Origin of the sequence: Microbacterium zouquanmingi (assembly GCF_052266675.1) — a bacterium.
Taxonomy (GTDB): Bacteria; Actinomycetota; Actinomycetes; order Actinomycetales; family Microbacteriaceae; genus Microbacterium.
Genome location: NZ_JBQPRA010000004.1, coordinates 222318 through 247064, shown reverse-complemented (window position 1 = coordinate 247064; position 24747 = coordinate 222318). Strand labels below are relative to the sequence as shown.

At 65.1% G+C, this 24747-nt stretch carries 24 protein-coding genes and 1 tRNA gene; 14 read left to right on the top strand and 11 right to left on the bottom strand.

Going from position 1 to position 24747, the window contains the following annotated elements; genetic code table 11:
* The first annotated feature begins 193 nt into the window (after positions 1-193).
* Both ACTU6V_RS11755 and ACTU6V_RS11750 read left to right on the top strand, forming a co-directional pair.
* Positions 194-1291 (top strand): COX15/CtaA family protein, encoded by a 1098-nt coding sequence (locus ACTU6V_RS11755; protein ID WP_443469298.1) that lies wholly within the window; start codon positions 194-196, stop codon positions 1289-1291.
* A gap of 45 nt (positions 1292-1336) precedes the next feature.
* Complete coding sequence (locus tag ACTU6V_RS11750; protein WP_443475663.1) at positions 1337-1759, top strand: hypothetical protein; 423 nt, start codon at positions 1337-1339, stop codon at positions 1757-1759.
* Here the strand turns inward: ACTU6V_RS11750 and ACTU6V_RS11745 are convergent.
* A complete protein-coding gene (locus tag ACTU6V_RS11745; protein WP_443475662.1) occupies positions 1705-2610 on the bottom strand; it encodes a heme o synthase in 906 nt (301 codons plus the stop codon). The two genes, ACTU6V_RS11750 and ACTU6V_RS11745, sit on opposite strands and share 55 nt — an antisense overlap.
* A 217-nt stretch (positions 2611-2827) precedes the next feature.
* Between ACTU6V_RS11745 and tkt the strand changes: the two genes are divergently transcribed.
* Genes tkt through pgl form a run of 6 tightly spaced genes read left to right on the top strand, consistent with a single transcriptional unit; the run spans position 2828 to position 10935 of the window.
* Entirely contained in the window at positions 2828-4930 is a 2103-nt protein-coding gene (gene tkt / locus ACTU6V_RS11740; RefSeq protein ID WP_443475661.1) for a transketolase, read from the top strand.
* Positions 4927-6039 carry a transaldolase gene (tal, locus tag ACTU6V_RS11735; protein WP_443469301.1) on the top strand — a complete coding sequence of 371 codons (1113 nt, stop codon included), beginning with the start codon at positions 4927-4929 and terminating at the stop codon, positions 6037-6039. Before tkt ends, tal begins: the two co-directional genes overlap by 4 nt.
* The gene (locus ACTU6V_RS11730) at positions 6036-7643 is read left to right on the top strand and encodes a glucose-6-phosphate isomerase (RefSeq protein WP_443469302.1); all 1608 of its coding nucleotides are present in this window, start codon (positions 6036-6038) and stop codon (positions 7641-7643) included. Before tal ends, ACTU6V_RS11730 begins: the two co-directional genes overlap by 4 nt.
* 27 nt (positions 7644-7670) lie before the next feature.
* Complete coding sequence (gene zwf, locus ACTU6V_RS11725) at positions 7671-9218, top strand: glucose-6-phosphate dehydrogenase (RefSeq protein ID WP_443469303.1); 1548 nt, start codon at positions 7671-7673, stop codon at positions 9216-9218.
* Positions 9215-10150 (top strand): glucose-6-phosphate dehydrogenase assembly protein OpcA, encoded by a 936-nt coding sequence (locus ACTU6V_RS11720; RefSeq protein WP_443469304.1) that lies wholly within the window; start codon positions 9215-9217, stop codon positions 10148-10150. The genes zwf and ACTU6V_RS11720 overlap by 4 nt, the downstream gene beginning before the upstream one ends.
* Positions 10151-10155: 5 nt before the next feature.
* A complete protein-coding gene (pgl, locus tag ACTU6V_RS11715; RefSeq protein WP_443469305.1) occupies positions 10156-10935 on the top strand; it encodes a 6-phosphogluconolactonase in 780 nt (259 codons plus the stop codon).
* Here pgl and ACTU6V_RS11710 read toward each other — a convergent pair.
* The gene (locus ACTU6V_RS11710; protein WP_443469498.1) at positions 10929-11924 is read right to left on the bottom strand and encodes a DMT family transporter; all 996 of its coding nucleotides are present in this window, start codon (positions 11922-11924) and stop codon (positions 10929-10931) included. The genes pgl and ACTU6V_RS11710 overlap by 7 nt on opposite strands.
* Before the next feature lie 61 nt (positions 11925-11985).
* Between ACTU6V_RS11710 and def the strand changes: the two genes are divergently transcribed.
* Positions 11986-12552: a peptide deformylase gene (gene def, locus ACTU6V_RS11705; RefSeq protein WP_443469306.1), complete on the top strand. Its 567-nt coding sequence runs from the start codon at positions 11986-11988 to the stop codon at positions 12550-12552.
* Positions 12553-12558: 6 nt separating this feature from the next.
* A complete protein-coding gene (locus ACTU6V_RS11700; RefSeq protein WP_443469307.1) occupies positions 12559-13092 on the top strand; it encodes a septum formation family protein in 534 nt (177 codons plus the stop codon).
* 56 nt (positions 13093-13148) lie between these two features.
* Here ACTU6V_RS11700 and ACTU6V_RS11695 read toward each other — a convergent pair.
* From ACTU6V_RS11695 to dusB, 5 genes are all read right to left on the bottom strand, one after another.
* Positions 13149-13221 (bottom strand) — tRNA-Asn (locus ACTU6V_RS11695).
* Positions 13222-13316: 95 nt separating this feature from the next.
* Complete coding sequence (locus tag ACTU6V_RS11690) at positions 13317-14093, bottom strand: ATP-binding cassette domain-containing protein (RefSeq protein WP_443475660.1); 777 nt, start codon at positions 14091-14093, stop codon at positions 13317-13319.
* A 36-nt stretch (positions 14094-14129) separates the two neighbouring features.
* A complete protein-coding gene (dnaG, locus tag ACTU6V_RS11685; RefSeq protein ID WP_443469309.1) occupies positions 14130-15989 on the bottom strand; it encodes a DNA primase in 1860 nt (619 codons plus the stop codon).
* Positions 15989-17383: a deoxyguanosinetriphosphate triphosphohydrolase gene (locus ACTU6V_RS11680; RefSeq protein WP_443469310.1), complete on the bottom strand. Its 1395-nt coding sequence runs from the start codon at positions 17381-17383 to the stop codon at positions 15989-15991. The genes dnaG and ACTU6V_RS11680 overlap by 1 nt, the downstream gene beginning before the upstream one ends.
* A complete protein-coding gene (gene dusB / locus ACTU6V_RS11675) occupies positions 17373-18527 on the bottom strand; it encodes a tRNA dihydrouridine synthase DusB (RefSeq protein WP_443469311.1) in 1155 nt (384 codons plus the stop codon). Before dusB ends, ACTU6V_RS11680 begins: the two co-directional genes overlap by 11 nt.
* Before the next feature lie 60 nt (positions 18528-18587).
* Here dusB and ACTU6V_RS11670 point away from each other — a divergent pair, with 60 nt between their 5' ends.
* Entirely contained in the window at positions 18588-19082 is a 495-nt protein-coding gene (locus ACTU6V_RS11670; protein ID WP_443475659.1) for a glutathione peroxidase, read from the top strand.
* A gap of 161 nt (positions 19083-19243) precedes the next feature.
* Positions 19244-19387, top strand: coding sequence for a hypothetical protein (locus tag ACTU6V_RS11665; protein WP_443469313.1), 144 nt, complete (start codon positions 19244-19246; stop codon positions 19385-19387).
* Positions 19388-19401: 14 nt separating this feature from the next.
* Here the strand turns inward: ACTU6V_RS11665 and ACTU6V_RS11660 are convergent, their stop codons facing one another.
* Positions 19402-20121 (bottom strand): DsbA family oxidoreductase, encoded by a 720-nt coding sequence (locus tag ACTU6V_RS11660; RefSeq protein ID WP_443469314.1) that lies wholly within the window; start codon positions 20119-20121, stop codon positions 19402-19404.
* A 52-nt stretch (positions 20122-20173) separates the two neighbouring features.
* Between ACTU6V_RS11660 and ACTU6V_RS11655 the strand changes: the two genes are divergently transcribed.
* Complete coding sequence (locus tag ACTU6V_RS11655; protein WP_443475658.1) at positions 20174-20782, top strand: P-loop NTPase family protein; 609 nt, start codon at positions 20174-20176, stop codon at positions 20780-20782.
* Here the strand turns inward: ACTU6V_RS11655 and ACTU6V_RS11650 are convergent.
* Positions 20725-21525, bottom strand: coding sequence for an isoprenyl transferase (locus tag ACTU6V_RS11650; RefSeq protein WP_443469316.1), 801 nt, complete (start codon positions 21523-21525; stop codon positions 20725-20727). The two genes, ACTU6V_RS11655 and ACTU6V_RS11650, sit on opposite strands and share 58 nt — an antisense overlap.
* Positions 21522-22265: a DNA repair protein RecO gene (gene recO / locus ACTU6V_RS11645; protein WP_443469317.1), complete on the bottom strand. Its 744-nt coding sequence runs from the start codon at positions 22263-22265 to the stop codon at positions 21522-21524. The genes ACTU6V_RS11650 and recO overlap by 4 nt, the downstream gene beginning before the upstream one ends.
* Before the next feature lie 34 nt (positions 22266-22299).
* Between recO and ACTU6V_RS11640 the strand changes: the two genes are divergently transcribed.
* A complete protein-coding gene (locus ACTU6V_RS11640; RefSeq protein ID WP_443469318.1) occupies positions 22300-22809 on the top strand; it encodes a tRNA (cytidine(34)-2'-O)-methyltransferase in 510 nt (169 codons plus the stop codon).
* A 48-nt stretch (positions 22810-22857) separates the two neighbouring features.
* On the opposite strand, the gene leuA is transcribed toward ACTU6V_RS11640, so the two are convergent.
* On the bottom strand, positions 22858-24612 hold the full coding sequence (gene leuA, locus ACTU6V_RS11635) for a 2-isopropylmalate synthase (RefSeq protein ID WP_443475657.1): 1755 nt from the start codon (positions 24610-24612) through the stop codon (positions 22858-22860).
* Positions 24613-24747: the final 135 nt, after the last annotated feature.

The window sequence follows — 24747 nt, the reverse complement described above, 5'->3', positions numbered from 1 at the left end:
CCGACACGTCGAATCACATCTGTGGCGATGTGCTTCGGTGCCGCTGGTGGGCCTCATCACGGACGCGATCTTCGCGCCTAAACTGTTAACGGTGCTTTCTCGCCAAGCGGGCATGCATCGCAACAATCCGATTCTACAGGTTCCCCTGACATCCGGGCCGTGTCCGTGTGTCCAGGCGCGGACCGGAGGACACATGCCCGAGATCGTCGCCCCCGATGTCCGTTCCACTCGAAAGGGACAACCATCGGCCGTCATCGGTCGTCCGCTGCGCGTGTTCGCCTGGCTGTCGTTCATCGCCGAAGTGATCATCATCGGCACCGGTGGCGCCGTGCGCCTCACCGGATCGGGACTCGGCTGCTCGGATTGGCCGCTGTGCACTCCTGAATCGCTCGTGCCGATCTACGAGGTGCAGGGAATCCACGGTCTCATCGAGTTCGGCAACCGCACCATGACCGGACTCGTCGGCATCCTCGCCATCGCGGTGCTGCTGCTCACTCTGCACGCGGTGGGCGGGCGCCGCTCGTTGCGGGCGGCACTGTGGTTCGCTCTGGCTGGCATCGTCACGGGCCTCGTCTCCTATGCGGTGGCCCTGCTGTTCACCGATGAAGCCTTCCCGTTCTTCACGCTCGGCCTGATCCTGGTCACGATCCTGGGTGCCGTGCACTCGCTGCGAATCACCTCCGCCCGTCGTGATCTGACGACACTGGCGTGGATCGTGCTGATCGGCGTCGTCGCACAGGCCTTCGTGGGCGGCATCACTGTGCTGACCGGGCTCAATCCGTTCATCGTCGGGTTCCATTACGCCTCCTCGCTCGCGCTCGTGTGCGTGACCGCGGCTTTCCTCGTGCGCATGAAAGAACCTGATGTGCAGCGCGTCAGCGTGGTTCCGCACTGGTTCGCTGGGCTCTCGCACCTGACGGGCCTCGCCCTGGCTGCCACGATCTTCTTCGGCGTGCTGACGACCGGCTCCGGCCCGCACTCCGGCGACGCCAACGTCATCAGGGACGGCTTCGACGCGACCGTGCTCGCGCACGTGCACTCGTGGCCCGGGTACATCCTCGCGGCGCTCATCGCCGCCCTGGTCATTTCGGCCTGGGTGCTGCGATTGCAGCCGCGATACTGGCTCATCACGCTTGCGATCGCTGTGGGCGTGCAGATCTTCGTCGGCGTCTGGCAGGCCCGGGAAGGGCTGCCGGCGCTTCTCGTCGGCATCCACATGGTTCTCGCGGCGCTGTCGGCTGCGGCGTACACGGTCGTCGTCCTTCGGCTGAAGCGCCCAGCCCGCCCATAGCGCGCACATCGCGTCTGCATCAGAAGACTGTGGATGCTGGCGGGCATGAAGAACACGTCGCTCTCGCGCAGCATCCCTTACTGGCTTCTCTTGGCGCTCTCCCTCGTCGCCGCGTTCGTCGGCGGTTGGCTCGTCTTGGACAACACGAGCACGATGCAGCGGACCCTTCTCGACGGCAGCGCGACCAACATCGAGGTCTACGTCGGACAGGCGTGGATCACAGCCGGCGCCGCGGTTCTCGCAGCGGGCATCATCGGGGCCCTTCTCACACTCGGCCTCGCGGCGGTCAGGGCCGTTGTGGCCTCGCCCACTCCCGCGACTTTCGAAGAGAGCGACGGAGGCGCTGAGATCGAATTCTCAGCGCCAGAAGAGGCGTCAGAGCTCGAAGATACGTCAGAGCTCGAAGAACCGGATCAGAACGGCAGCAGCGGGTCGATCGCGACCGCCACGAAGACCAGCGTCAAGTAGGTGATCGATGCGTGGAACACACGCATCGGACGCGGATTCGAGCCTCGCACCGCCTGGTCATACAGGCGGTGCGACTCGTAGATGAACCAGCCGCCGAAGACGAGAGCGGAAACCGTGTACACCAGCCCCATGTCTGCGACGGGGATCAACAGCAGCGAGCATGCCACGGTGGCCCATGCGTAGAGGATCACCTGGAGGCCTACCTGGGACGCGTTGCGGGTCACACCGAGCATGGGAACGTCCGCGCCGGAGTAGTCATCGCGGTACTTCATCGACAGCGGCCAGTAATGTGCCGGAGTCCACAGGAAGATGAGCACGAAAAGCACGATGGCGGGCCATGCCACGTCGCCGGTGACAGCAGACCAGCCGATGACGACGGGGAAGCATCCGGCGATACCGCCCCAGATGATGTTCTGCTCGGTGCGGCGCTTGAGGATCAGCGTGTAGATCACGACGTAGAAGAAGATCGCGGCGACCGAGAGCGAAGCAGTCAACAGGTTGGTCGTCGCGAGCAGCCAGAGGGTCGATGCGACGGCGAGCACCCACGAGAAGATCAGCGCAGCGCGCGGCGTGACCTCACCGGTGATGATGGGACGGTTCTGCGTCCGATGCATGTGCGCATCCATGTCGCGGTCGATGTACATGTTGAACGATGCGGCAGAACCGGCACTCATCGCGCCGCCGACGACCGTGGCGAGCACGAGCCAGAGATTCGGCATGCCGCCCGCAGCGAGGAACATGACAGGCACCGTCGACACAAGCAGAAGCTCAAGGACACGCGGCTTCGTCAGTGCGACATAAGCCTTGATCGTCTGACCGATCGGCTTCTTCACCGCCGTCGGCTGGGACATGGTCGAGATACCGATCGCCTCCTCCGCACGCGCTGTGACAACTTCTCCAGTCTAATGCAGGCTATCTGCACTGGTATGCAAGAGAACGAAATGTCGTATCGAGACCATCGGCACGACGCTAAGCTGAAAATCACTCGCGCGCCCGGCGCTGTGCATTTGTCCCCGACGACGCGGAACGCTATGGAATCGGGCGCCCTCGTAAGTTGTTGGAAAGGGCATGACCGTGACCGAACTGCAGTGGGAAGAGATCGACCGACGCGCCGTGGATACCGCGCGAATTCTTGCGGCGGATGCCGTGCAGAAGGTCGGCAACGGTCACCCAGGCACCGCGATGAGCCTCGCGCCTGTTGCGTACCTGCTCTACCAGCGGGTACTCCGCCACGACCCGAATGACACCGACTGGCTGGGCCGCGACCGATTCGTCCTCTCGGTCGGCCACTCCTCGCTCACCCAGTACGTGCAGCTCTACCTCGGCGGGTTCGGCCTGGAGCTGAGCGACCTCGAAGCGCTGCGCACCTGGGGATCGCTCACGCCGGGTCACCCTGAGTATGGCCACACCAAGGGCGTGGAGATCACCACCGGCCCCCTCGGCCAGGGGCTCGCTTCCGCGGTCGGCTTCGCCTATGCCGCACGCTACGAGCGCGGTCTGTTTGACCCCGAGGCAGTCGCGGGCACGAGCCCGTTCGATCACTTCGTATACGTCATCGCCGGCGATGGCGACCTGCAGGAAGGCGTCACCAGCGAGGCTTCCTCACTGGCCGGCCACCAGCAACTCGGCAACCTGATCGCGATCTACGACTCGAACCGGATCTCGATCGAGGGCGACACCGACGTCGCATTCACCGAAGATGTCGCTGCCCGCTACCGTGCGTACGGCTGGCAGGTGCTCGAGGTCGACTGGACTCGCACCGGCGCTTACATCGAAGACGCTCAGGAGCTCTTCGACGCGATCGAGACGGGGAAGGCAGAGACCGAGAAGCCGACCCTGGTCATCCTCAAGACGATCATCGGCTACCCGGCTCCGAACAAGGCCGGCACAGAGTCGGTGCACGGCAACGCGCTGGGTGCCGACGAGGTCGCAGCGACCAAGGAGGTCCTCGGATTCGACCCGAAGAAGAGCTTCGTCGTCGAGGACGCCGTCATCGCGCACACCCGCGAACTCGCCTCACGTGCGGCAGCGGCTCGTGCGGCCTGGCAGGCTGACTTCGACGCCTGGGCAGCTGCGAACCCCGAGAACAAGGCTCTCCTCGACCGCCTCGAGGCACAGGCGCTGCCCGAAGGCATCGAGAAGGCCCTCCCCGCGTTCGAGGGCGGCACCGAGGTATCCACGCGTGCAGCATCCGGCAAGGTCATCAATGCCCTCGCCCCCGAGCTTCCCGAGCTGTGGGGCGGATCCGCCGACCTCGCAGGATCCAACAACACCACCATCGCCGGTGCGAAGTCGTTCATCCCCACCGAGTGGACGACCAACGAGTGGTCGGGCAGTCCTTACGGCCGCGTGCTGCACTTCGGCATCCGTGAGCACGCGATGGGAGCGATCCTCAACGGCATCACGCTGCACGGCATGACCCGCTCCTTCGGCGGCACGTTCCTGATCTTCAGCGACTACATGCGTCCCGCTGTCCGCCTGGCTGCGCTGATGAACATCCCGAGCATCTTCGTGTGGACGCACGACTCCGTCGCACTGGGCGAGGACGGCCCCACCCACCAGCCGATCGAGCAGCTCGCAACGCTCCGCGCGATCCCCAACTTCACTGTCGTGCGCCCCGCGGACGGCAATGAGACGGCAGCCGCGTGGCTGGAGATCCTCCGTCGCCACGGGGGCCCGACCGGTATCGCCCTGACCCGCCAGAACGTGCCGAACTTCGTGCGTGGTGAAGGCGCAGCATCCGGTGACGCATTCGCGTCGGCCGACAACACTGCCAAGGGTGCGTACGTGCTCGCTGAGGCTCCGAGCGGCACCCCGGACGTCATCCTCATCGCCACAGGATCCGAGGTACAGCTCGCGGTGGCCGCTCGGGACACGCTCGCCGGCGAGGGCATCAACGCTCGCGTCGTCTCGGCTCCGTCGCTGGAGTGGTTCGACGAGCAGGATGCTGCGTACCGCGAGTCCGTCCTGCCGAAGGGCGTCAAGGCCCGTGTCTCGGTCGAAGCAGGCTCCGCCCTCACCTGGCGTGGCATCGTCGGCGACACCGGCCGCTCCATCGCAATCGATCACTTCGGCGCATCCGCCGATTACAAGACCCTGTTCCAGAAGTTCGGCATCACCGCCGAAGCCGTCGTCGAGGCGGCCCGCGAGACCATCAAGGAGAACGCATGAGCACCCCCACCTCTCAGCTTCACGACGCCGGCGTCAGCATCTGGCTGGACGACCTCTCGCGCACCCGCATCAACTCCGGCAACCTTGCCGAGCTGATCGAATCCCGAAACGTCACGGGCGTCACCACGAACCCGACGATCTTCGCGAACGCGATCACCGATAAGAACGACACGTCGTACGACGCGCAGGTCGCTGAGCTCGCGGCCTCCGGTGCGACCGCCGAAGAAGCAGTGTTCGCCGCGACCACGCAGGATGTCGGCGCAGCGCTCGACGTCTTCCGCCCGGTGTGGGAGGCCTCCGGCCACGTCGACGGTCGCGTATCGATCGAGGTCTCCCCCGACCTCGCGCACGACACCGACGGCACCGTCGCGCAGGCGAAGGAGCTGTGGGCCAAGATCGATCGCCCGAACCTGCTGGTGAAGATTCCGGCCACCAAGGCGGGACTTCCGGCCATCGCGCAGGCGATCGGTGCGGGCATCAGTATCAACGTCACGCTCATCTTCAGCCTGGAGCGCTACGCGGAGGTCATCGAGGCTTACCTCACCGGCCTTGAGACTGCCAAGGCCGCCGGCATCGATCTGTCCACGATCGAGTCCGTTGCATCCTTCTTCGTCTCTCGCGTCGACACCGAGACCGACAAGCGCCTTGCGGTGATCGGCACCGATGAGGCGCTGGCACTAAAGAGCAAGGCGGGCCTTGCAAACGCACGTCTCGCCTACGAGCTGTTCGAGAAGACGTTCGCCGGCGATCGCGCCACGGCGCTTCTGGACGCCGGTGCGAACCTGCAGCGCCCGCTGTGGGCCTCCACCGGTGTCAAGGATCCCGCCCTCCCCGACACGCTCTACGTCACCGAGCTGGTCGCCAAGGGCGTTGTGAACACCATGCCCGAGAAGACTCTCGAGGCAACCTTCGACCACGGCGTCATCGGCGGCGACACGATCACCGCAGGCTACGAAGAGGCCCGCGACGTCTTCGTGGGCCTGGAGAAGGTCGGCGTCGACTTCGCCGATGTCACCCAGGTGCTCGAGGACGAGGGCGTGGCCAAGTTCATCGATTCCTGGCATGACCTGCTCACGCAGGTAGCAGAGGGTCTCAAGGCTCAGCGATGACTATCTCCATCCATGCCTCCGGTGCGGCCAAGGCCGCCATCGAAGACGTTGTTCCGCACCTCGTCGACGAACTCGTCGCCTCGCGCCTCACCGCCTTCGATTCGACCCTGTGGGGTGCAGATGCTCAAGAAGAGGCATCCAAGCGCCTGGGCTGGGTCGAGGCTGTCTCGCTTTCGCGCCCGCTCGTGGCCGAGATCGTCGCTCTGCGCGACGAGCTTCGCGCCGCGGGCGTGCGCCGCGTCGTGCTCGCGGGCATGGGTGGATCCTCTCTTGCACCCGAGGTCATCGCCCAGACCGCAGGTGTGCCGCTGACCATCCTCGATTCGACTGCCCCCGGCCAGGTGCTCGCGGCGCTGGATGAGAAGCTGGCCGAGACAGTCCTGGTCGTGTCGTCGAAGTCGGGCTCCACGATCGAGACCGACTCGCAGCGGCGCACCTTCGAGACGGCGTTCCGCGACATCGGCATCGACCCGGTCGGGCGGATCGTCGTCGTCACCGATCCCGGCTCTCCCCTGGACATCTCCGCACGCGAAGCCGGTTACCGGGTCTTCAATGCAGACCCGAACGTCGGCGGCCGCTACTCGGCACTCACAGCGTTCGGCCTCGTGCCCTCTGGACTCGCCGGCGTCGACATCGACGAGCTCCTCGACGAGGCCGAGGCGACGCTGCTGCAGGTGGCCATCGACCAGGCGGATAACCCCGCGCTTCGGCTGGGAGCGGCGATCGCCGCAACACAGCCGCGGCGTGACAAGCTCGGTCTCGTCACGGACGGCACCCACATCGTGGGGCTCCCGGACTGGATCGAGCAGCTGGTCGCGGAATCGACGGGAAAGAACGGCACCGGCATCCTGCCCGTCGTCCTCCTGCCCGTCTCGCCTGAGCTCGACGAGCTGCCGGTCGATCTACAGATCGTGCGCCTGGTCGATGACGCGAACCAGTTCCACCTCAGAGAACGCCACCAGGGCGAGATCCTCGTCAGCGGCTCGCTCGGAGCGAACTTCATCGTGTGGGAGTACGCCACGGCGATCGCTGGCCGACTGCTCGGCATCAACCCTTTCGACCAGCCCGATGTCGAATCCGCGAAGGTCGCCGCACGCGGTCTTCTCGACTCCCGCCCCGAGGCTGTCGCCCCGGCATTCGTCCAGAACGGAATCGAGGTGCGCGCATCGGATGCCGCACTCACCGAGTCGGGCGACATCGAAGCCGTCATGGATGCGCTGTGGGCTCGTCTTCCCGAAGACGGCTACGTTGCGATCCAGGCCTACGTGAATCGCATCGAGATTCCGCAGCTCCAGGGTCTGCGAGAGCTGGTCGCCGCTGATTGCGGACGACCGACGACGTTCGGCTGGGGCCCGCGCTTCCTGCATTCGACCGGCCAGTATCACAAGGGCGGACCGGAGCAGGGAGTCTTCCTGCAGATCCTCGAGCGCACCGACGTCGACCTCGAGATCCCCGGGCGTCCGTTCACCTATGGTCAGCTCATCCAGGCTCAGGCGATCGGCGACGCAGCAGTACTCGCGGAACACGGTCGCCCTGTCGTGACGTTGACCATTACGGACGACTCAGCTGACGTACTCACTCTTTTCGAAGCCGCCCAGAAATAATCCTTCCACCTGGAGCATCCCCCACCGATGACCGTTCCCGTATCACGCGGCCACAACCCGCTGCGCGACCCCGATGACCGCCGTCTCAATCGAATCGCAGGACCCAGTGCCCTGGTGATCTTCGGTGTGACCGGCGACTTGTCCCGCAAGAAGCTCATGCCGGCGGTCTACGACCTCGCCAACCGTGGCCTGTTGCCACCCGGGTTCGCGCTCGTCGGGTTCGCCCGGCGCGACTGGGAGGACCAAGACTTCGCGAAGGTGGTCTACGACGCCGTCAAAGAGCACGCCCGCACCGAGTTCCGCGAAGAGACCTGGCAGCAGCTCCTGCAGGGCATCCGTTTCGTCTCCGGCGAGTTCGACAACCCTGAGTCGTTCGCGAAGCTTCGCGAGACCGTCGAGAGGCTCGACGTCGAACGAGGCACGATGGGCAACCACGCCTATTACCTGTCGATTCCGCCGAAGTCCTTCCCGCTAGTTGCCAAGCAGCTCAAGGAATCCGGCCTGGTCGGCGACGACCGCGGTGACGACCAGTGGCGTCGCGTCGTGATCGAGAAGCCTTTCGGCAACGACCTCGAATCCGCACGTGCACTGAACGAGGCTCTCGAGGTGGCATTCCCTGCGGACTCGATCTTCCGCATCGACCACTATCTCGGTAAGGAGACGGTCCAGAACATCCTCGCGCTGCGCTTCGCGAATGCGCTGTATGAGCCGATCTGGAACCGCAACTTCGTCGACCATGTGCAGATCACGATGGCCGAGGACATCGGTGTCGGCGGACGGGCCGGATACTACGACGGTATCGGCGCCGCCCGCGACGTGATCCAGAACCACCTCCTCCAGCTGCTCGCACTCACGGCGATGGAAGAGCCCATCAGCCTCTCCGCCGAGAACCTGCGCGCAGAGAAGGAGAAGGTCCTCGCGGCGGTGAAGCTCCCAGAAGACCTGTCTCTTGCCACCGCCCGCGGGCAGTACGCAGGCGGCTGGCAGGGCGGTCAGCAGGTCGACGGCTTCCTTGAAGAAGACGGCATGAACCCGGCCTCGATCACCGAGACCTACGCGGCCATCAAGCTCGAGATCGCCAACCGTCGCTGGGCTGGTGTGCCGTTCTACCTGCGCAGCGGAAAGCGCCTCGGCAGGCGCGTCACCGAGATCGCTGTGGTGTTCAACCGGGCCCCCGAGCACCTGTTCGGACGCGGCAATGCCGCTGAGCTCGGCCAGAACGCACTGGTCATCCGCGTCCAGCCCGATGAGGGCGTCACGATCCGATTCGGTTCCAAGGTTCCTGGCACCGGCACGAACGTGCGCGACGTGACGATGGACTTCGGCTACGGCCACGCCTTCACCGAGGCCAGCCCAGAGGCATATGAACGCCTCATCCTTGACGTGCTGCTGGGAGACCCACCTCTGTTCCCCCGCCATGAAGAGGTCGAGCTCAGCTGGAAGATCCTCGACCCGGTAGAACAGTACTGGGCCGGCGAGGGCGGCCCTCTGGAGCAGTACGCCCCCGGTTCCTGGGGCCCGGAATCCGCTGACGCGCTTCTTGCCCGCGACGGACGAGTTTGGAGACGCCCGTGATCATCGATCTTCCCGACACCACCGTCAGCAAGGTTGCAAAGCAGCTCGTGAAGGTGCGTGAAGAGGGCGGCGCAGTCGCCCTCGGCCGCGTACTGACACTCGTCATCTCGGCGCGCAACGGCGTTGCAGAGGCGGCGATCGACGCGGCCAACGATGCGTCGCGCGAGCACCCGATGCGCGTCATCGTGGTGACCACAGGCGAAGGCGATGCGCACATCGATGCGCAGATCCGCATCGGCGGAGACGCCGGGGCGAGTGAGGTCATCGTGCTGAGGGCCTACGGCGACGCAGCGAGCAATGAGGAGAGCCTCATCACCGGGCTGCTGCTTCCCGACGCACCAGTTGTCGCATGGTGGCCCGATGAGGCTCCTTCCGATCCGGCATCTTCTCCGCTAGGAAAGATCGCGCAACGTCGTATCACCGATGCCGCGACCACACCCGATGTGCGCGATCGGCTCTCCCTCCGGGGGCGCACCCACGCACCTGGCGACACAGACCTGGCATGGACTCGACTCACGCACTGGCGTGAGCAGCTGGCCGCAGTTCTCGACCAGCCCCCGTTCGAGGCCGTGACTGCGGTCGACGTGCGAGGCGCTGCCGGATCGCCGTCCACCGCCCTGCTGGCAGCATGGCTGCAGCTGGCGCTGCAGGTGCCGGTTCGCTGGTCGTATGAGGACCCAGAGCTCTGGTCCGAGGGGATCAAGTCGGTGCGTCTCAGCCGTGCGAGCGGCGACATCCTGCTGGAGCGCACCGAGCCCGGCGTGGCGGTGCTCACCCAGCCCGACCAGCCCGATCATGACCTGGTGCTCCCGCGCCGCACACTGCGCGAGTGCCTTGCCGAGGAGCTGCGCCGGCTCGACCCCGATGTGCTCTACGGCCGTGTGATCACCGCGGGCTGGGAGCAGCTGGGGCCACCGGAGGCGGTAGCCTGAAGCGCATGGAAGCAGGATCCGCTGAAAAGCTCGTCGTCGTCGAGCCGACTCCGGCAGCAGTCGCTGCCCGAGTCGCCGACCGGTTCCTCACCAGGGTGAAGGCGCGCACTCGCAATGGTCGCATCGCCCATATCGCCCTCACCGGTGGGTCGATGGGACCGGCGGTGCTGCAGTCCGTGGCAGCGCATGCGAAGGTTGCGCAGATCGACTGGTCTCTGGTGCACTTCTGGTGGGGCGATGAGCGTTTCGTCGCCCGAGATGCTGCCGATCGAAACGCGTTGCAGTCGCGAAACGCGCTCTTGAACCACATCTCTGTTCCTGCCGAGAACGTGCATGAGGCCCCCGCGGCCGACAGCGGTCTGACCCTCGATGAGGCTGCCGCCGCATACGCGGCAGAACTCGCCCGGTTCGGCACGGAGGATGAGCCATGGCCGTCATTCGCGGTGTGCTTCCTCGGTGTCGGACCCGACGGTCATATCGCATCGCTCTTCCCCGATCGCACGGAAGTCACTGAAACGGATGCCTCGGTGCTGCCGGTGCGCGACTCTCCGAAGCCGCCATCGGAGCGGATAACCCTCACCCGGCCCGTCATCAACTCGTCGAAGCGCGTGTGGCTCGTACTCACCGGGGCAGACAAAGCCTCGGCGCTCGGGCTCGCGCTCGCGGGTGCGAGCTATACGAACGTGCCTGCGGCGGGTGCCAAGGGCCGCAAGCGCACGATCTTCTTCGTCGATGAGGCCGCAGCTGCTGAGGTCGCCGAGGACCTCATCGATCAGGCCTACTGACCGTTCTCGGGGCTCGTCGACGATCCCGGCGTCCCGTTGCTTCCGCGCGTGATCCCGAGATCCTGACTGTCGCTGAGCACCTGCGGGTGGTACCGGGCGAGTCCGACCACTCCCCATACCGCGACAGCCCCGATGACGACGAACGCCACCATCGCCCATGCGGGCGCTGCTGCGGCCTCGCCGAGCACGACGATGCCGATGATCACCGCGACGAGCGGGTCGACGACGGTGAGGCCGGCGATGACGAGGTCCGGTGGGCCCGAGCTGTAAGCGGTCTGCACGAAGTATGCGCCGACGATCGTCGCCGCGATGAGCGCGACCACGCAGACCAGGGTCAACCAGTCGAAGTTCTCGGCCTGCACGCGCTTGATGATCGCCTTCGCGAGGGTCGCGACGAATCCGTACAGGACGCCGGCGCCGATCACGTAGAACAGGGCCCGCATCCGGTGCCGCAGAATCAGCCAGCAGGCCCCGAGAACGACGATCACCAGTACCAGGGCCGCGAGAATGACAAAGAGGTTCTGGGTCGTCACGTCCTTCTCTGTGGCGAAGATGGCCGCGAGGAACACGAACAGGAAGATACCGCCAACGCAGGCGATGATCGACGTCACGGACTTCCTCGTCGGAGAGTGCCCCGACACACGCGCATTCAGGAGTGTGGTGATGACCAGAGCGATCGCCCCGAGAGGCTGCACCACGATCAGAGGAGCAACCGCGAGAGCCGCGAGCTGGAAGATGATCGCGAGGCCGAGCAGCAGCGTGCCGATCAGCCATGACGGCCGTGTGAGGAGCCCCTTGACCTGGCGTGCGCTGAGCCCCGTCGCACCGTTCGCACCGCTGAGTCGTTCGACTTTGGTGACGCCACGATGCTGATACTGCGCGCCGAACGACATGCAGACGGCGCCGGCGAGAGCGAGCGGAATGCCCAGAAGGAGGGCGGGGTTCTGGAAAGCCCCGACCAGCTGATCGCTGACTTCATCAACTGACATCCACACCTCGGGGCTCACACTAAAACCCTACCTGCCTATCCGCGGACAGTAGTGTTGTGGCGTGGCTGTTCTTCCGATTCGCATCATGGGCGATCCCGTCCTGCACTCCCCCGCATCCGAAGTCGATGAGATCACGGATGAGATCCGCCTGCTCGTCGGCGACATGTTCGAGACGATGGATGCCGCTCCAGGCGTCGGACTCGCGGCCCCGCAGGTAGGTGAACCGCTGAGGATATATACCTACGCGTACGTGGACGACGATGACCAGCCGTGGCGCGGCGTGATCATTAACCCGGTGCTGTGGATGTCGCCGCCCGAGCCTGGGTCTCCCGATCCCGACGAGGAGTCCGAGGGCTGCCTGTCCGTGCCGGGCGAAAGGTTCCCTCTTCGCCGGGCGGATCGCGTTCTGGTGACGGGGATCGACCTCGACGGCACAGCAGTGCGCATCGAGGTCGATGGCTGGCGCGCGCGGATCATGCAGCACGAGTTCGATCATCTCGACGGCATTCTGTACATTGACCGGCTCTCTGACAGCGACTGGAAGACCGTTCAGAAGATCGCGCGCAAGCGTGGCTGGGGACGGCCGGGCGCGCAATGGATGCCCGGTGTCGACGACCTGGAAGGCTGACCCCTGATGCACACGAAGCACCGAATCGCCATAGTGGGATCGGCTCTCGCGCTGAGCCTCGCACTGAGTGGCTGCAGCATGCTGGCGGCCATCACGGGTGACGGCAGCGATCCCCAGCGGAACGCAGATAACCAGGTCACTGAAGATGCGCGCATCGACATCTTCTCGCTGTCGGTGGGTGACTGCATCCCCGCGTTCGACTCGGCCGGCGACATCACTCAGATCGACGTGGTGCCGTGTGCAGATCCCCACAGCGACGAGGTGTTCTTCGAGTTCGAACTCACGACCGACCACCTGCCCGCCGAAGAGGAGATTCTGACCGAGATCGAAGCGCAGTGCGTACCGGCTTTCGCTGACTTCGTCGGCGTGGACTATTTCGAATCAGCCCTCGCACTCCGGTGGATAACTCCGACGGACGAGACCTGGACCCAGGCAAACGACCGCCTGATCCAGTGCATGATCTACGACCCGGACCCGGAGGACACGACCGGGATGACAGCGCTCGACGTGACCGGGTCATTCAAGGGCGCGGCGCGCTGAGCTCTCCCGCTCAATGAAGAAGGCCCCATCCACAGGATGGGGCCTTCTTCATGCTGCTCCCCGAGTTGGACTCGAACCAACAACCTGCCGGTTAACAGCCGGCTGCTCTGCCAATTGAGCTATCGGGGATTATGCTTCGTCGCCGAGGCAACTCCACAATCCTAGCAAACTCCCACGCCCCTCTGTGACATCGACGGGCCCGGTCGGGCGTGTCGTGCTGCCGGTCACCAGCCGGGCGAATCAGCTTGCGCGCCCGGCACCCACAGTAGGTCTTTGCCGACCCCTCTGGCCACCACGTGGCCGCCGCGCAGCATCAGCGTCTCCGCATCGAGTTCCCGGATGAAAGCCGCATCATTGGTCACCATCAGCGCGCCCATCCCCTCTTCCTTCCGGCGACGGGTGATCGCGTCGAACACCACCGGTCTCACTTCGAGGTCGAGATTGGCAAGCGGCTCGTCGGCGATGAGCACCTTCGGCTCCAGCACGAACGCTCGCGCAATGGCCACGCGCTGCCGCATTCCCGCGCTCAGCTCATAAGGGAACTTCGCCGCCGTTCCCAGCGGCAGGTGCATCTCATCGAGAAGTGTGGCGACGCGGATGGAGAGAGCTCTGCTGTTCACACGCTTCTCGCGAATGAAGATCGGCTCGGCGATGACCTCGCTCACAGTGAGCGTCGGAGGAAGATCGGCCCCGGCCGCCTGAGGAATGTACCCGGTCAGGTACGTGAGCTCGCGGTGACGGCGCCCGGGCTTTCGGATGTTCACACCGCACACTTCTGCATGTCCGCCCACCACGCGCACAGAGGGATCAGTCGATCCGGCAAGAGCCGCGACCAGAGTCGATTTTCCGGAGCCGGTAGGGCCTGCAACGCAGATGAGCTCTCCGGGGGGCAACGCGAATGTCACGCCGTCGACCGCGCGGGTGGGTGCGCTGTGCCCGATCCGATCGATGACGAGGTCGGAGCAGTCGATCACATTCGGAGAGTGAGGTCTACGTGACATTAGCCCATCCTCTCGTGCACCACCCGGGAGACCGCGTTACGACTCGGCGAAGCGCTGACGCTCGGCGTCGATGTCACGCAACCGCATGCGGAGCGCACGCCCACCATCGGAATCTGCCGGCACCCGCTGAATAGCACCGAGCAGTTCCTGTTTCTCTCGTGCGAGGCCACGCACGATCATGCGCCGCGAAAGATCCGCAGTCGATGCCACAGCTCCGGCCTCGTCTCTCGCGGGGAACGGACTCATCAGCAGCTCACCGGCCAACGACCGGTACGGCTCCCGGACGGTGTTCACGGCATCCATCGACCACCCCGTCCTGATGCGGTCAGGTGCGGCCGCAATGGCCTCGCGCACCGCCTCAAGAGCGGGATGCCGGAACGGTTCACCCAGGGCACGCGCAAGCATCTCCTGGTCCACCTGATGACCGTATTGGAGAGCCCCCATGAGCATTCCCCGCTCGAGCGCGATATCCGCGGTGCGGGGAAGACTTGCCAACGTCAGCTCCGGGGCAGCTGGCGCTGCGTCCGAAGACGGCGCCTTCGGCTGACCTGGATTCTGTGCACGGGCAGCGCCCGCACCGCGGGCGGCCCGCTCGACCTCGGTATGCACCTCGGTCGGATCCATGCCGAGACGCCTGGCCAGCACCCGCTCATACCCCGGCCGCAGCAGACGGTCGCGGATCTCTGCGACGATGGGCGCTGCGGCGCGCAACGCACCGACCTGCCCCTCGACGGTGGCGAGGTCGAAACTCGCGAGCTTGCGATCGATCGCGAACTCGAACATCGGGACTTTGGCGTCCATGAGGCCCCGCACTGCAGCATCGCCACGCTGCAGACGCAGATCGCACGGGTCGAGGCCGTTGGGTGCAACAGCGACGAAGGTCTGCGCGTTGAATCGATCGTCCTCGCTGAAGGCACGTAATGCCGCCTTCTGACCGGCTTCATCGCCATCGAAGGTGAACACGATCTCGCCCGAGCTGGAGTCATCGCCCATCACGCGGCGCAGCACCTTGATGTGTTCGGAGCCGAAAGCCGTGCCACACGTCGCGATCGCGGTGGTGACGCCGGCGAGGTGGCAGGCCATGACGTCGGTGTATCCCTCGACGACGACGACTCTGCGCGGGTCGCCGCGTGAGATGTCACGTTTGGCGAGATCGAGTCCGTACAGGACTTGAGCCTTCTTGTAAATGATCGTCTCGGGGGTGTTCAGGTACTTCGGCCCCTGGTCGTCGTCGTAGAGCTTGCGCGCACCGAATCCGATCGTCTGACCCGTGACATCTCGGATCGGCCAGACGAGTCGGCCGCGGAAGCGGTCGTACACGCCACGCTGCCCTTGAGAGACGAGGCCTGCCGCCAGGAGCTCGTCGCGAGTGAAGCCCTCTGCCGTGAGCGCCTTCATCATGCCCTCCCAGCCACGCGGCGCGTAACCGACGCCGAAGTGCGCAGCAGCGCCGGCGTCGAAGCCGCGTTCACCGAGGAAGCGCCGGGCGGTCTCTGCTTCTGCCGTCAGCAGCTGGGTGCGGAAGAACTCGGCCGCTGCGGTGTTCGCCGCGTAGAGGCGACTGCGACCGCTCGTCTCGGGGGCCGCGCCGCCGTCTTCGTAGTGCAGCGTGTAGCCGAGGCGACCGGCGAGCCGCTCGACCGCCTCGGTGAAGCTGACATGATCCATCGCCCGCAGGAACGAGTAGACGTCGCCTGATTCGCCGCACCCGAAGCAGTGGTAGAAACCGACCTGCGGCCGTACGTGAAAGCTCGGGCTCTTCTCATCGTGAAACGGGCAGAGACCCTTGAGGGAGCCGACTCCCGCAGACTTCAACGAGACGCGCTCGCCGACGATGTCACCGATGTTCGTGCGGGATTTGACCTCGTCGACGTCTGCCTGGCGGATGCGGGCCATCAGTGCACGCCTTCGGAGAGGCGCACCGGACCGTGTGTCTGGGCCCGCGTGCCGGTACGGGCAGTGCGCGGAGTCCAGATGCCGACCTCGGCGGGGTCGACGTCGCCCACCAGTCGCCCGTGCCAGTCGAGTGCTGTCTGGTCGGTGAGACTTGCGATCTGGTCTACGACGACGCGCGCCCGCTCGGCATCCGTCTGTGCCGCAACGAAATCGGCCGCGAAGGCAGGCTCGAGCACGTCGGCGCCTGCGTTCCACAGCGCATCCGTTGACCACAGCGCGTCGGCGAGGCGCGTGAGCACCCGCCTCTGCTCCTTGTACACACCCTTGCGCGCATCGATCGTCACGATCGCCTGCCCCATGATCCCCTTGAGCACGGCGATCTCCGTCTCGACGACTCGCGGCACGACGACGTGCGCGTTGTAGCGAACCAGAGAGGACCCCGCGTACGCATCGCGGGTCGCCGTCACCGCTGCCCGTGCGAAACGACCGATGAGATCACTGGTGAGGTTCTTGAGACGGGCGAGATCCTGTCGCGATCGATCGAAGGACTTCAGCCACATCTCCTGGTTCGTGAGCCGGTACAGCGCATCGGCCAGCTCTTCACGAGTGAAGTCGTAACCCACCCACTGCTGGATGCGGCCGACGAGCGCGTGATGTTCGGCGGGATCGGAGAGCTGAGCGACGTCGAGGTAGCCGTTGACGATCGCGTCTTCGAAGTCGTGAACCGAGTAGCCGATGTCGTCGGAGAGATCCATGATCTCGGCTTCGATGCACCGCAGGCGTCCCGGCGCTCCCTCACGCATCCAGCGGAAGACCGGCTCGTCCTCGGGATACACGCCGAACTTCAGCCGCCCACCCGGGTCTGGCACGGGGTTGTCGACTGTCCAGGGGTATTTGCACGTGGCATCGAGACTTGCCCTGGTGAGGTTGAGGCCGACGGAATGACCGTCCGCGTCGAGAACCTTAGCTTCAAGGCGGGTGAGAATGCGCAATGACTGCGCGTTCCCTTCGAACCCTCCGATGGGCGCCGCCCAGTCGTTCAACGCGCGTTCGCCGTTGTGTCCGAACGGCGGGTGTCCGAGATCATGACTGAGGCAGGCGGTATCGACAACATCTGCCGAGACTCCGAGTGCGACCGCAAGCTCACGGCCGACCTGCGCGACTTCGAGCGAATGGGTCAGACGGTTGCGCGCGAAGTCCGCCGTGCTGGCGGGGCTGAGCACCTGCGTCTTCGCGGCAAGGCGTCGAAGCGCCGCAGAATGCAGCACGCGCGCACGATCACGCGCGAAGTCGTCGCGTTCTGATCGGTGAGCCTGGGTGAAGAATCGCTCGGCATCGCGCGGCTCGTATCCGTCGGCCCGAGCGCCCGTGTCGGACGCGATGTCAACCGCCACTGTTCTCGATCTCCGCTCCACGCAGCATCTCACCGGTATCGGCCGCGATCTCGCGCGACTCGAGCCACTTGTCCGGCAGCGCCGGACGCTTGGGACGGCCGGCGCGGCCGCGCTGTCCTTCAGCATCCGCACCGGGGTACGGAGCGTCATGATCGAGCTGCCCGAGCAATTCGTCGATGTGCGCGAGGCTCTGTGCGGTCGCAAGGCCGGTGCGGATATCGCTGCCTACCGGATAGCCCTTGAAATACCAGGCGACGTGCTTGCGGATGTCGCGGCATCCGTGATCCTCGTCCTCGAGGAAGTCGACCAGCAGTTCCGCATGCCGGCGGAAGGCATCGGCGACAAAACCGAGGGTGGCGTCGACCGAACGCGACGGCGCTCCGAACGCTGCGGCGAGGTCGCCGAACAGCCAGGGGCGACCGAGGCATCCTCGTCCGACGACGACGCCGTCGCAGTCCGTCTCGGCCATCATCCGCACAGCATCCTCAGCAGACCAGATGTCACCGTTTCCCAACACCGGGATGCTGGTGACGGCCTGCTTGAGCTCACCGATCGCGCTCCAGTCGGCGTGGCCGGAGTAGAACTCGCTGGCAGTTCGCGCATGCAGGGCCACAGCTGCGGCGCCGGCGTCTTCTGCCGCACGCCCCGCGTCGATGAAGGTGAGGTGATCCGCGTCGATGCCCTTGCGCATCTTGACCGTCAGTGGCAGGGGTCCCGCGGCCTTCACAGCCTGGTCGACGATGTCTGCAAACAGCTTCGTCTTCCATGGGAGGGCTGCTCCCCCACCCTTGCGGGTGACCTTGGGAACAGGGCAACCGAAGTTCAGATCGATGTGGTCTGCGTGATCTTCGGCGACGATGATGCGCACGGCCTCTGCGATCGTCTTCGGGTCGACGCCGTACAACTGGATCGAGCGCGGCGTCTCTGACTCGTGATGCTGGATCAGGCGCATCGTCGTGTCGTTATGTTCGACGAGCGCGCGCGAGGTGATCATCTCGCTGACGTAGAGTCCGGCTCCGTATTCGCGGCACAGACGACGGAAAGCGGTGTTCGTGATCCCTGCCATGGGCGCGAGAACGACCGGCACGTCGAGGTCGATCGGGCCGATGCGCAGTGCGCGGGCGGGTGCTGCGGCAATAGTCATCTCCTCTTCATTCTCCCATCCCCCAGCGCCCTGCGTCGCATCGGGACGTAGGGTGTGGATATGACTGATTCCCTCGTGCGCCGGATCCCGTTCACTGATGCCAGCGGAGCCCAGAAGACTCTCGATGACCTCGGCGCCGAGGTGGTTCTGGTCGTCAACGTGGCCTCCAAGTGCGGACTCACGCCGCAGTACGAACAGCTCGAAGAGCTTCAGCGCACCTACGGCGACCGCGGATTCAGCGTCGTGGGCTTTCCGTGCAACCAGTTCATGGGGCAGGAGCCAGGGTCACTCGAGCAGATCCAGGAGTTCTGCTCCGCCACGTACGGCGTGACGTTCCCGATCAATGACAAGGTCAAGGTGAACGGCCGCAGCGCGGTCGAGCTCTACAAAACCCTCAAGCAGACACCGGATGCCAGCGGAAAGGCGGGCCGCGTGGAGTGGAACTTCGAGAAGTTCCTCGTGCTGCCCGATGGAGAGATCAAGCGCTTCCGCCCGAAGCAGAAGCCCGACTCCCCCGAGATCGTCGAGGCGATCGAGAGCGCGCTGACTCACTAGGAGTCGTGCCGGAGCACAGCGCTGGGAAGCGAAGAAGGATCGACAGGCTGCTGACGACGGTCTGGGCGCGACGCTCACGTTCAACGCCGATGAGGTAACCGCCCGGTCGATCGTCGCACCGCTGCTCGCGTGCGATCGAGTTCGCTGGGACGCTCAACGGCATGAAGGCCTGGAAGAAGCTGCGCGAGCAGCTCATCACCGCAGCCAGCGACCGCGGGGTCGCTGTCATCGAAGGCAGCCGCCCGCTCGCTCGCACGGCAGAGACCAGCGCATCGGGCGCCTTGATCTGGCGGCCTGTCGCGTAATCAGTCCGAAACGCTCAGACCGAGGCGTTGGTGTCTTCGTCCTCGTCGGCCAGCTCTCCGCGCTTCGCCCATAGATCGCGCAGCACGCTCTCGAAGGTGGCCGGCGGCTGCGCACCGGAGATGCCGTACTGGCCGTCGATGACGAAGAACGGCACGCCCTGGATGCCGTAGGACCGCGCCTGTGCCTGGTCCTGGCGGACTGCCGGCAGGTACCTGTCGTTCTCGAGCGCGTCACGGGTGGCGTCGGCATCCAGCCCCACCTCGACCGCGAGCTCGACGAGGTCGTCGATGCGGCCGACGTGCTTGCCCTCAGTGAAGTATGCGGACATCAGCCGCTCCTCCATCTCGTGCTGCAGCCCCTCGGCCTTGGCATGGTGGAGCAGTTCGTGCGCCTTGACGGTGTTGGTGTGCTTGAGCAGGTCGAACCGGTACTCGAGACCGGCGTTCTTCGCGACGTCGGTGACGTTGTCGAGCATCTGCACCACCTGCTCGCGGGGCATTCCCTTGTGCCCGGCGAGGAAGTCGATCTCATCGCCGTCGAAGTCGACAGGAGTGTCGGGAGACAGCTCGAAGGAGTGGAAGGTGACATTCACCTGCGGGATGTCTTCCCCATCCCCTCCTGATCCCTGAGCCTGTCGAAGGGATGCGAGGCCCGCCTCGAGATTGCGCTTGCCGATGTAGCACCAGGGGCAGGCGATGTCGGACCAGATGTCGATGGAGATGGGTTCAGTCACAACCGGTGCAACCGACCGGCGGCGGCATGTATTCCGCGGATAGAATCTTCGGATGCTCTCCGCCGATGATCCGCTGCCAATCCACCCGCAGCGAGTGCTGATCGCCGGCGTCACCGGCTCGGGGAAGACGACACTCGCGGGACGCATCGCGACGCTGTGGAGTCTCGAGCACCACGAGATCGACGCCCTCCACCACGGCCCGAACTGGACGCCGCGCCCGGAGTTCCTCGACGACGTGCGCGCCTTCGCCGAAACCTCCCGCTGGGTCACCGAATGGCAGTACACCGGCAAGGGCACCAACGAGATCCTGCCGGTGCGAGCCGACCTTATGGTCTGGCTGGACTACCCATGGTCGCTGGTGCGACGCCGGTTGATCACTCGCACTTTGAATCGCCGGCTGTTCCGCACCCGATTGTGGAACGGTAACGTCGAGCCTGCCCTGTGGAGCCGCGATGCCTGGACCGGCGAAAACGACATCATGCGCTGGCAGACCGACACGCGTTTCAAATGGGACGATCGGATGCCGGAAATCATGACGCAGTTCCCGCACCTGACGATCGTGCGCCTCGCTCATCCGCGCGAGACGGAGCGCTGGCTGCGCGCTCAGGCCGTATCTGGCGCATCCACTGCGCCGCCGAAGCGCCGGTCCCGCGACAGGTAGATCTCGATCGCGCGCCAGAGCTCCTCGCGAGAGAAGTCCGGCCAGAGCGTGTCGAGGAAGACCATCTCGGCATACGCCGACTGCCACAGCAGGAAGTTCGAGGTGCGCTGCTCCCCCGATGAACGCAGGAACAGATCGACATCGGGCATATCCGGCACGTAGAGATTCCGACGGATCATCTTCTCGCTGATCGCGTTCGGCTTGAGCTTTCCGGCTGCAACTTCCGCGGCGAGTCTGCGCACGGCATCCACGAGTTCAACGCGCCCGCCATAGTTCACGCACATCGTGAGGGTCAGCACGTCGTTGGCCTCGGTGAGCTTCTCGGCATACTGCAGCTCTTTGATGACCGAGCCCCACAGGCGCGGCTTGCGACCAGCCCAACGCACGCGCACACCCCACTCGTTGAGCTGATCGCGGCGGCGGTGCAGCACGTCACGGTTGTACCCCATGAGAAAGCGCACCTCTTCGGGCGAACGCGCCCAGTTCTCCGTCGAGAACGCGTAGACCGACAGGTGCTTCACACCCGCTTGGATGGCACCCGCGACGACATCGAGCAGCACCTCTTCGCCTGCCTTGTGACCCTGGATGCGGGTGAGGCCCTGGCGATTTGCCCACCGGCCGTTCCCGTCCATGACGATCGCGACGTGCTCAGGCACCTTCGGGAACTTCGGCGGGTATACGCCGGTCCAGTCCAGCGACCGATAGGCGATGGCGTCTTTGTGCGTGTAGGGCTTCGGGGTCAACAGACTCCCTCTCGATCGGGGCCTGTGACATGGGCGAGCGAGCGGATTCCTCGCTCCAGGTGGAACTGCGTGTACGCCGAGACCAGACCTGAAGCGGCGGCGGTGTCCGAAGCTGCTGCCGCGTCCACGGCATCCCACTCACCGCGGATCAACGAACGAAGCAGAGCAATCGTCGACTCCGCCACGCGCGGGCTGCCCGCAGGTGCGCAGTTCACGCAGACCATCCCACCCAGCTGTACGACGAAGCTCCGGTGCGGCCCTGTCGCCGCGCATCGGGCGCAATCATCCAGTGACGGCGCCCATCCAGAAAGCGCCATCACTCTCAGCAGGTAGGAGTCCAGGATGCTGCGGGCAGCGTGCTCGCCTCGCGAGAGGGCTCGCAGTCCACCGACGAGCAGCAGATACTGCTGCGGCGTCGCCTCTGAGTCATTCAGACGATCCGCGGTCTCGACCATGGCGCTGGCAGAGGTGAACCGCTCATAATGCGCGGCGATCTCGCTGCCGTACGACCCGAGCGATTCCGCCTGCTGCACGATGTCGAGTGAGCGTCCTCGATAGAGCTGCACATCGGCCACCATGAACGGCTCGAGCCTCGAGCCGAACTTCGAGGAGGTACGGCGCACACCCTTCGCCACCGCACGGATCTTGCCGTTCCGGCGCGAGAGCATGGTGACGATGCGATCCGCCTCACCGAGCTTGTGGGTGCGCAGGATCACCGCTTCGTCTCGATAGGTGGGCACCCCTTGATTATCCCCCGTGCGAGAGAATGTCAGGGTGTTCCACGTGATGTTTCACAATCCCCTGATTCCGCCCAACACCGGCAATGCCATCCGCATGGTCGCCGCAACCGGCGCAGCCCTGCATCTGGTGGAGCCTCTCGGCTTCGACCTCAGCAACGCGCACCTGCGCCGCGCCGGGCTCGACTACCACGACCTTGCCAGGGTCTACGTGCACCCCGACTTCGATACCGCGGTCGACTTCGTCACTGTGCACGGCACCGGGCGCCTTTTCGCGTTCACCGGCCGGGCTGAACGTTCGTTCTCCGACGTTTCGTATGAGCAGGGCGACACGCTGCTGTTCGGCACCGAGACGACGGGACTCCCCGACGAGGTGCTGAACGACGCGCGCATCACCGATGCGGTGCGCATCCCGATGCTGGACCAGATCCGGTCGCTGAATCTCTCGAACTCCGCAGCCGTTGCGGCCTACGAGGGGTGGCGACAGCATGGCTACGCCACGATGCCTGAGCGGTGGCTCCCGCCGCAGGGGCTGATGCCGAGATGAGCAACGCCCCCTCGGCCGATGACCGAGGGGGCGTTGCTGCGTCAGCTGTCAGACCGTCGCGAGCTGCAGATCCCGCGTGCGGATCGCGCGGTTGACTCCGGAGACGATCGCCTTAAGCGATGCGGTCGAGATATCTCCATCGACGCCGACGCCCCACAGACGCTGGTCGTCGACCTGCAGCTCGACATAGGCCGCCGCCTGCGCGTCGCCGCCGGCGCTGAGAGCGTGCTCGACGTAGTCGTAGACGGTGATGTCGAAGCCCTGGCCGCGCAGCACCTCGACGAAGGCGGCGACAGGACCGTTGCCCTGTGCGGTGACGTCATGCTCTCCGTCGCCGTCGCGGAGCGTCACATCGAGCACGACTTCTCCCGACATGTCGCTGCGCGTCTGCGTGCCCAGCAGCTCGTACCGGCCCCACTTCGCGTCGTCGGCTTCGGCTGGCAGGTACTCGTCATTGAAGATCGACCAGATCTGGTCGCTGGTGACCTCGCCGCCCTCGGCATCGGTCATCGACTGCACGACACCCGAAAACTCGATCTGGAGCTTGCGCGGCAGATCGATCGCGTGGTCGGTCTTCAGCAGGTACGCGACGCCGCCCTTGCCCGACTGCGAATTCACACGGATGACCGCTTCATACGAGCGGCCAAGGTCCTTGGGGTCGATGGGCAGGTACGGAACCGCCCACTCGATCTCGTCGACGGTCTTGCCCTCCGCCTCGGCGCGGGCAGCCATCGCCTCGAAGCCCTTCTTGATGGCGTCCTGGTGCGATCCGCTGAACGCGGTGAAGACGAGGTCGCCGGCCCACGGGCTGCGCTCAGGCACCGGCAACTGGTTGCAGTACTCGACCGTGCGCTTGACCTGATCGATGTCACTGAAGTCGATCTGCGGGTCGATGCCCTGCGTGAACATGTTGATGCCCAGGGCCACGAGGTCGACGTTTCCGGTGCGCTCGCCGTTTCCGAAGAGGCATCCTTCGATGCGGTCAGCGCCTGCCATGTAGCCGAGTTCGGCGGCGGCGACAGCCGTGCCACGGTCGTTGTGCGGGTGCAGCGACAGGATGACGTTCTCGCGGTGCGCCAGGCGCCGGCTCATCCACTCGATCGAGTCCGCGTACACGTTCGGCGTCGCCATCTCGACGGTGGCCGGCAGGTTGATGATGACCTTGCGGTCGGGCGTCGGCTCGAAGATCTCGATGACCTGGTTGCACACCTCGAGCGCGTATTCCAGCTCGGTGCCGGTGTACGACTCGGGCGAGTACTCGTAGTACACCTCGGTGTCTGGCACCGTCTTCTCGTACTTCTTGCACAGACGTGCACCCTCGAGCGCGATATCGATGATGCCTTGCTTGTCAGAGCGGAACACCACCTCGCGCTGCAGCACGCTGGTGGAGTTGTACAGGTGCACGATCGCCTGCTTCGCACCCCTGATCGACTCATACGTGCGCTCGATCAGGTGTTCGCGCGCCTGGGTCAGCACCTGGATCGTGACGTCATCAGGAATGAGGTTCTCTTCGATCAGCTGACGGACGAAATCGAAGTCCGTCTGGCTGGCCGAGGGGAATCCGACCTCGATCTCCTTGTAGCCCATGCTGACGAGCAGCTCGAACATGACGCGCTTGCGCTCAGGCGACATCGGGTCGATGAGTGCCTGGTTGCCATCGCGAAGGTCGACGGCGCACCAGCGGGGTGCTTCAGTGATGCGCTTGGACGGCCACGTGCGGTCCGGGAGATCGACCGAGATCTGCTCGTGGAAGGGCCGATACTTGTGGATCGGCATCGAGGACGGGCGCTGGGAGTTCTGCATGGTGGGCTTCTTCTCTTCGTCAGATTTATCGGGCCAACACAAGCGCCGCGACGAGGAAGGCCCTGGCTTTAGGACTCGTCGCGGCTACTAAGAAGAAGCAGACCGCCGAATGGCATGCTCCGATAGTACTCCCCC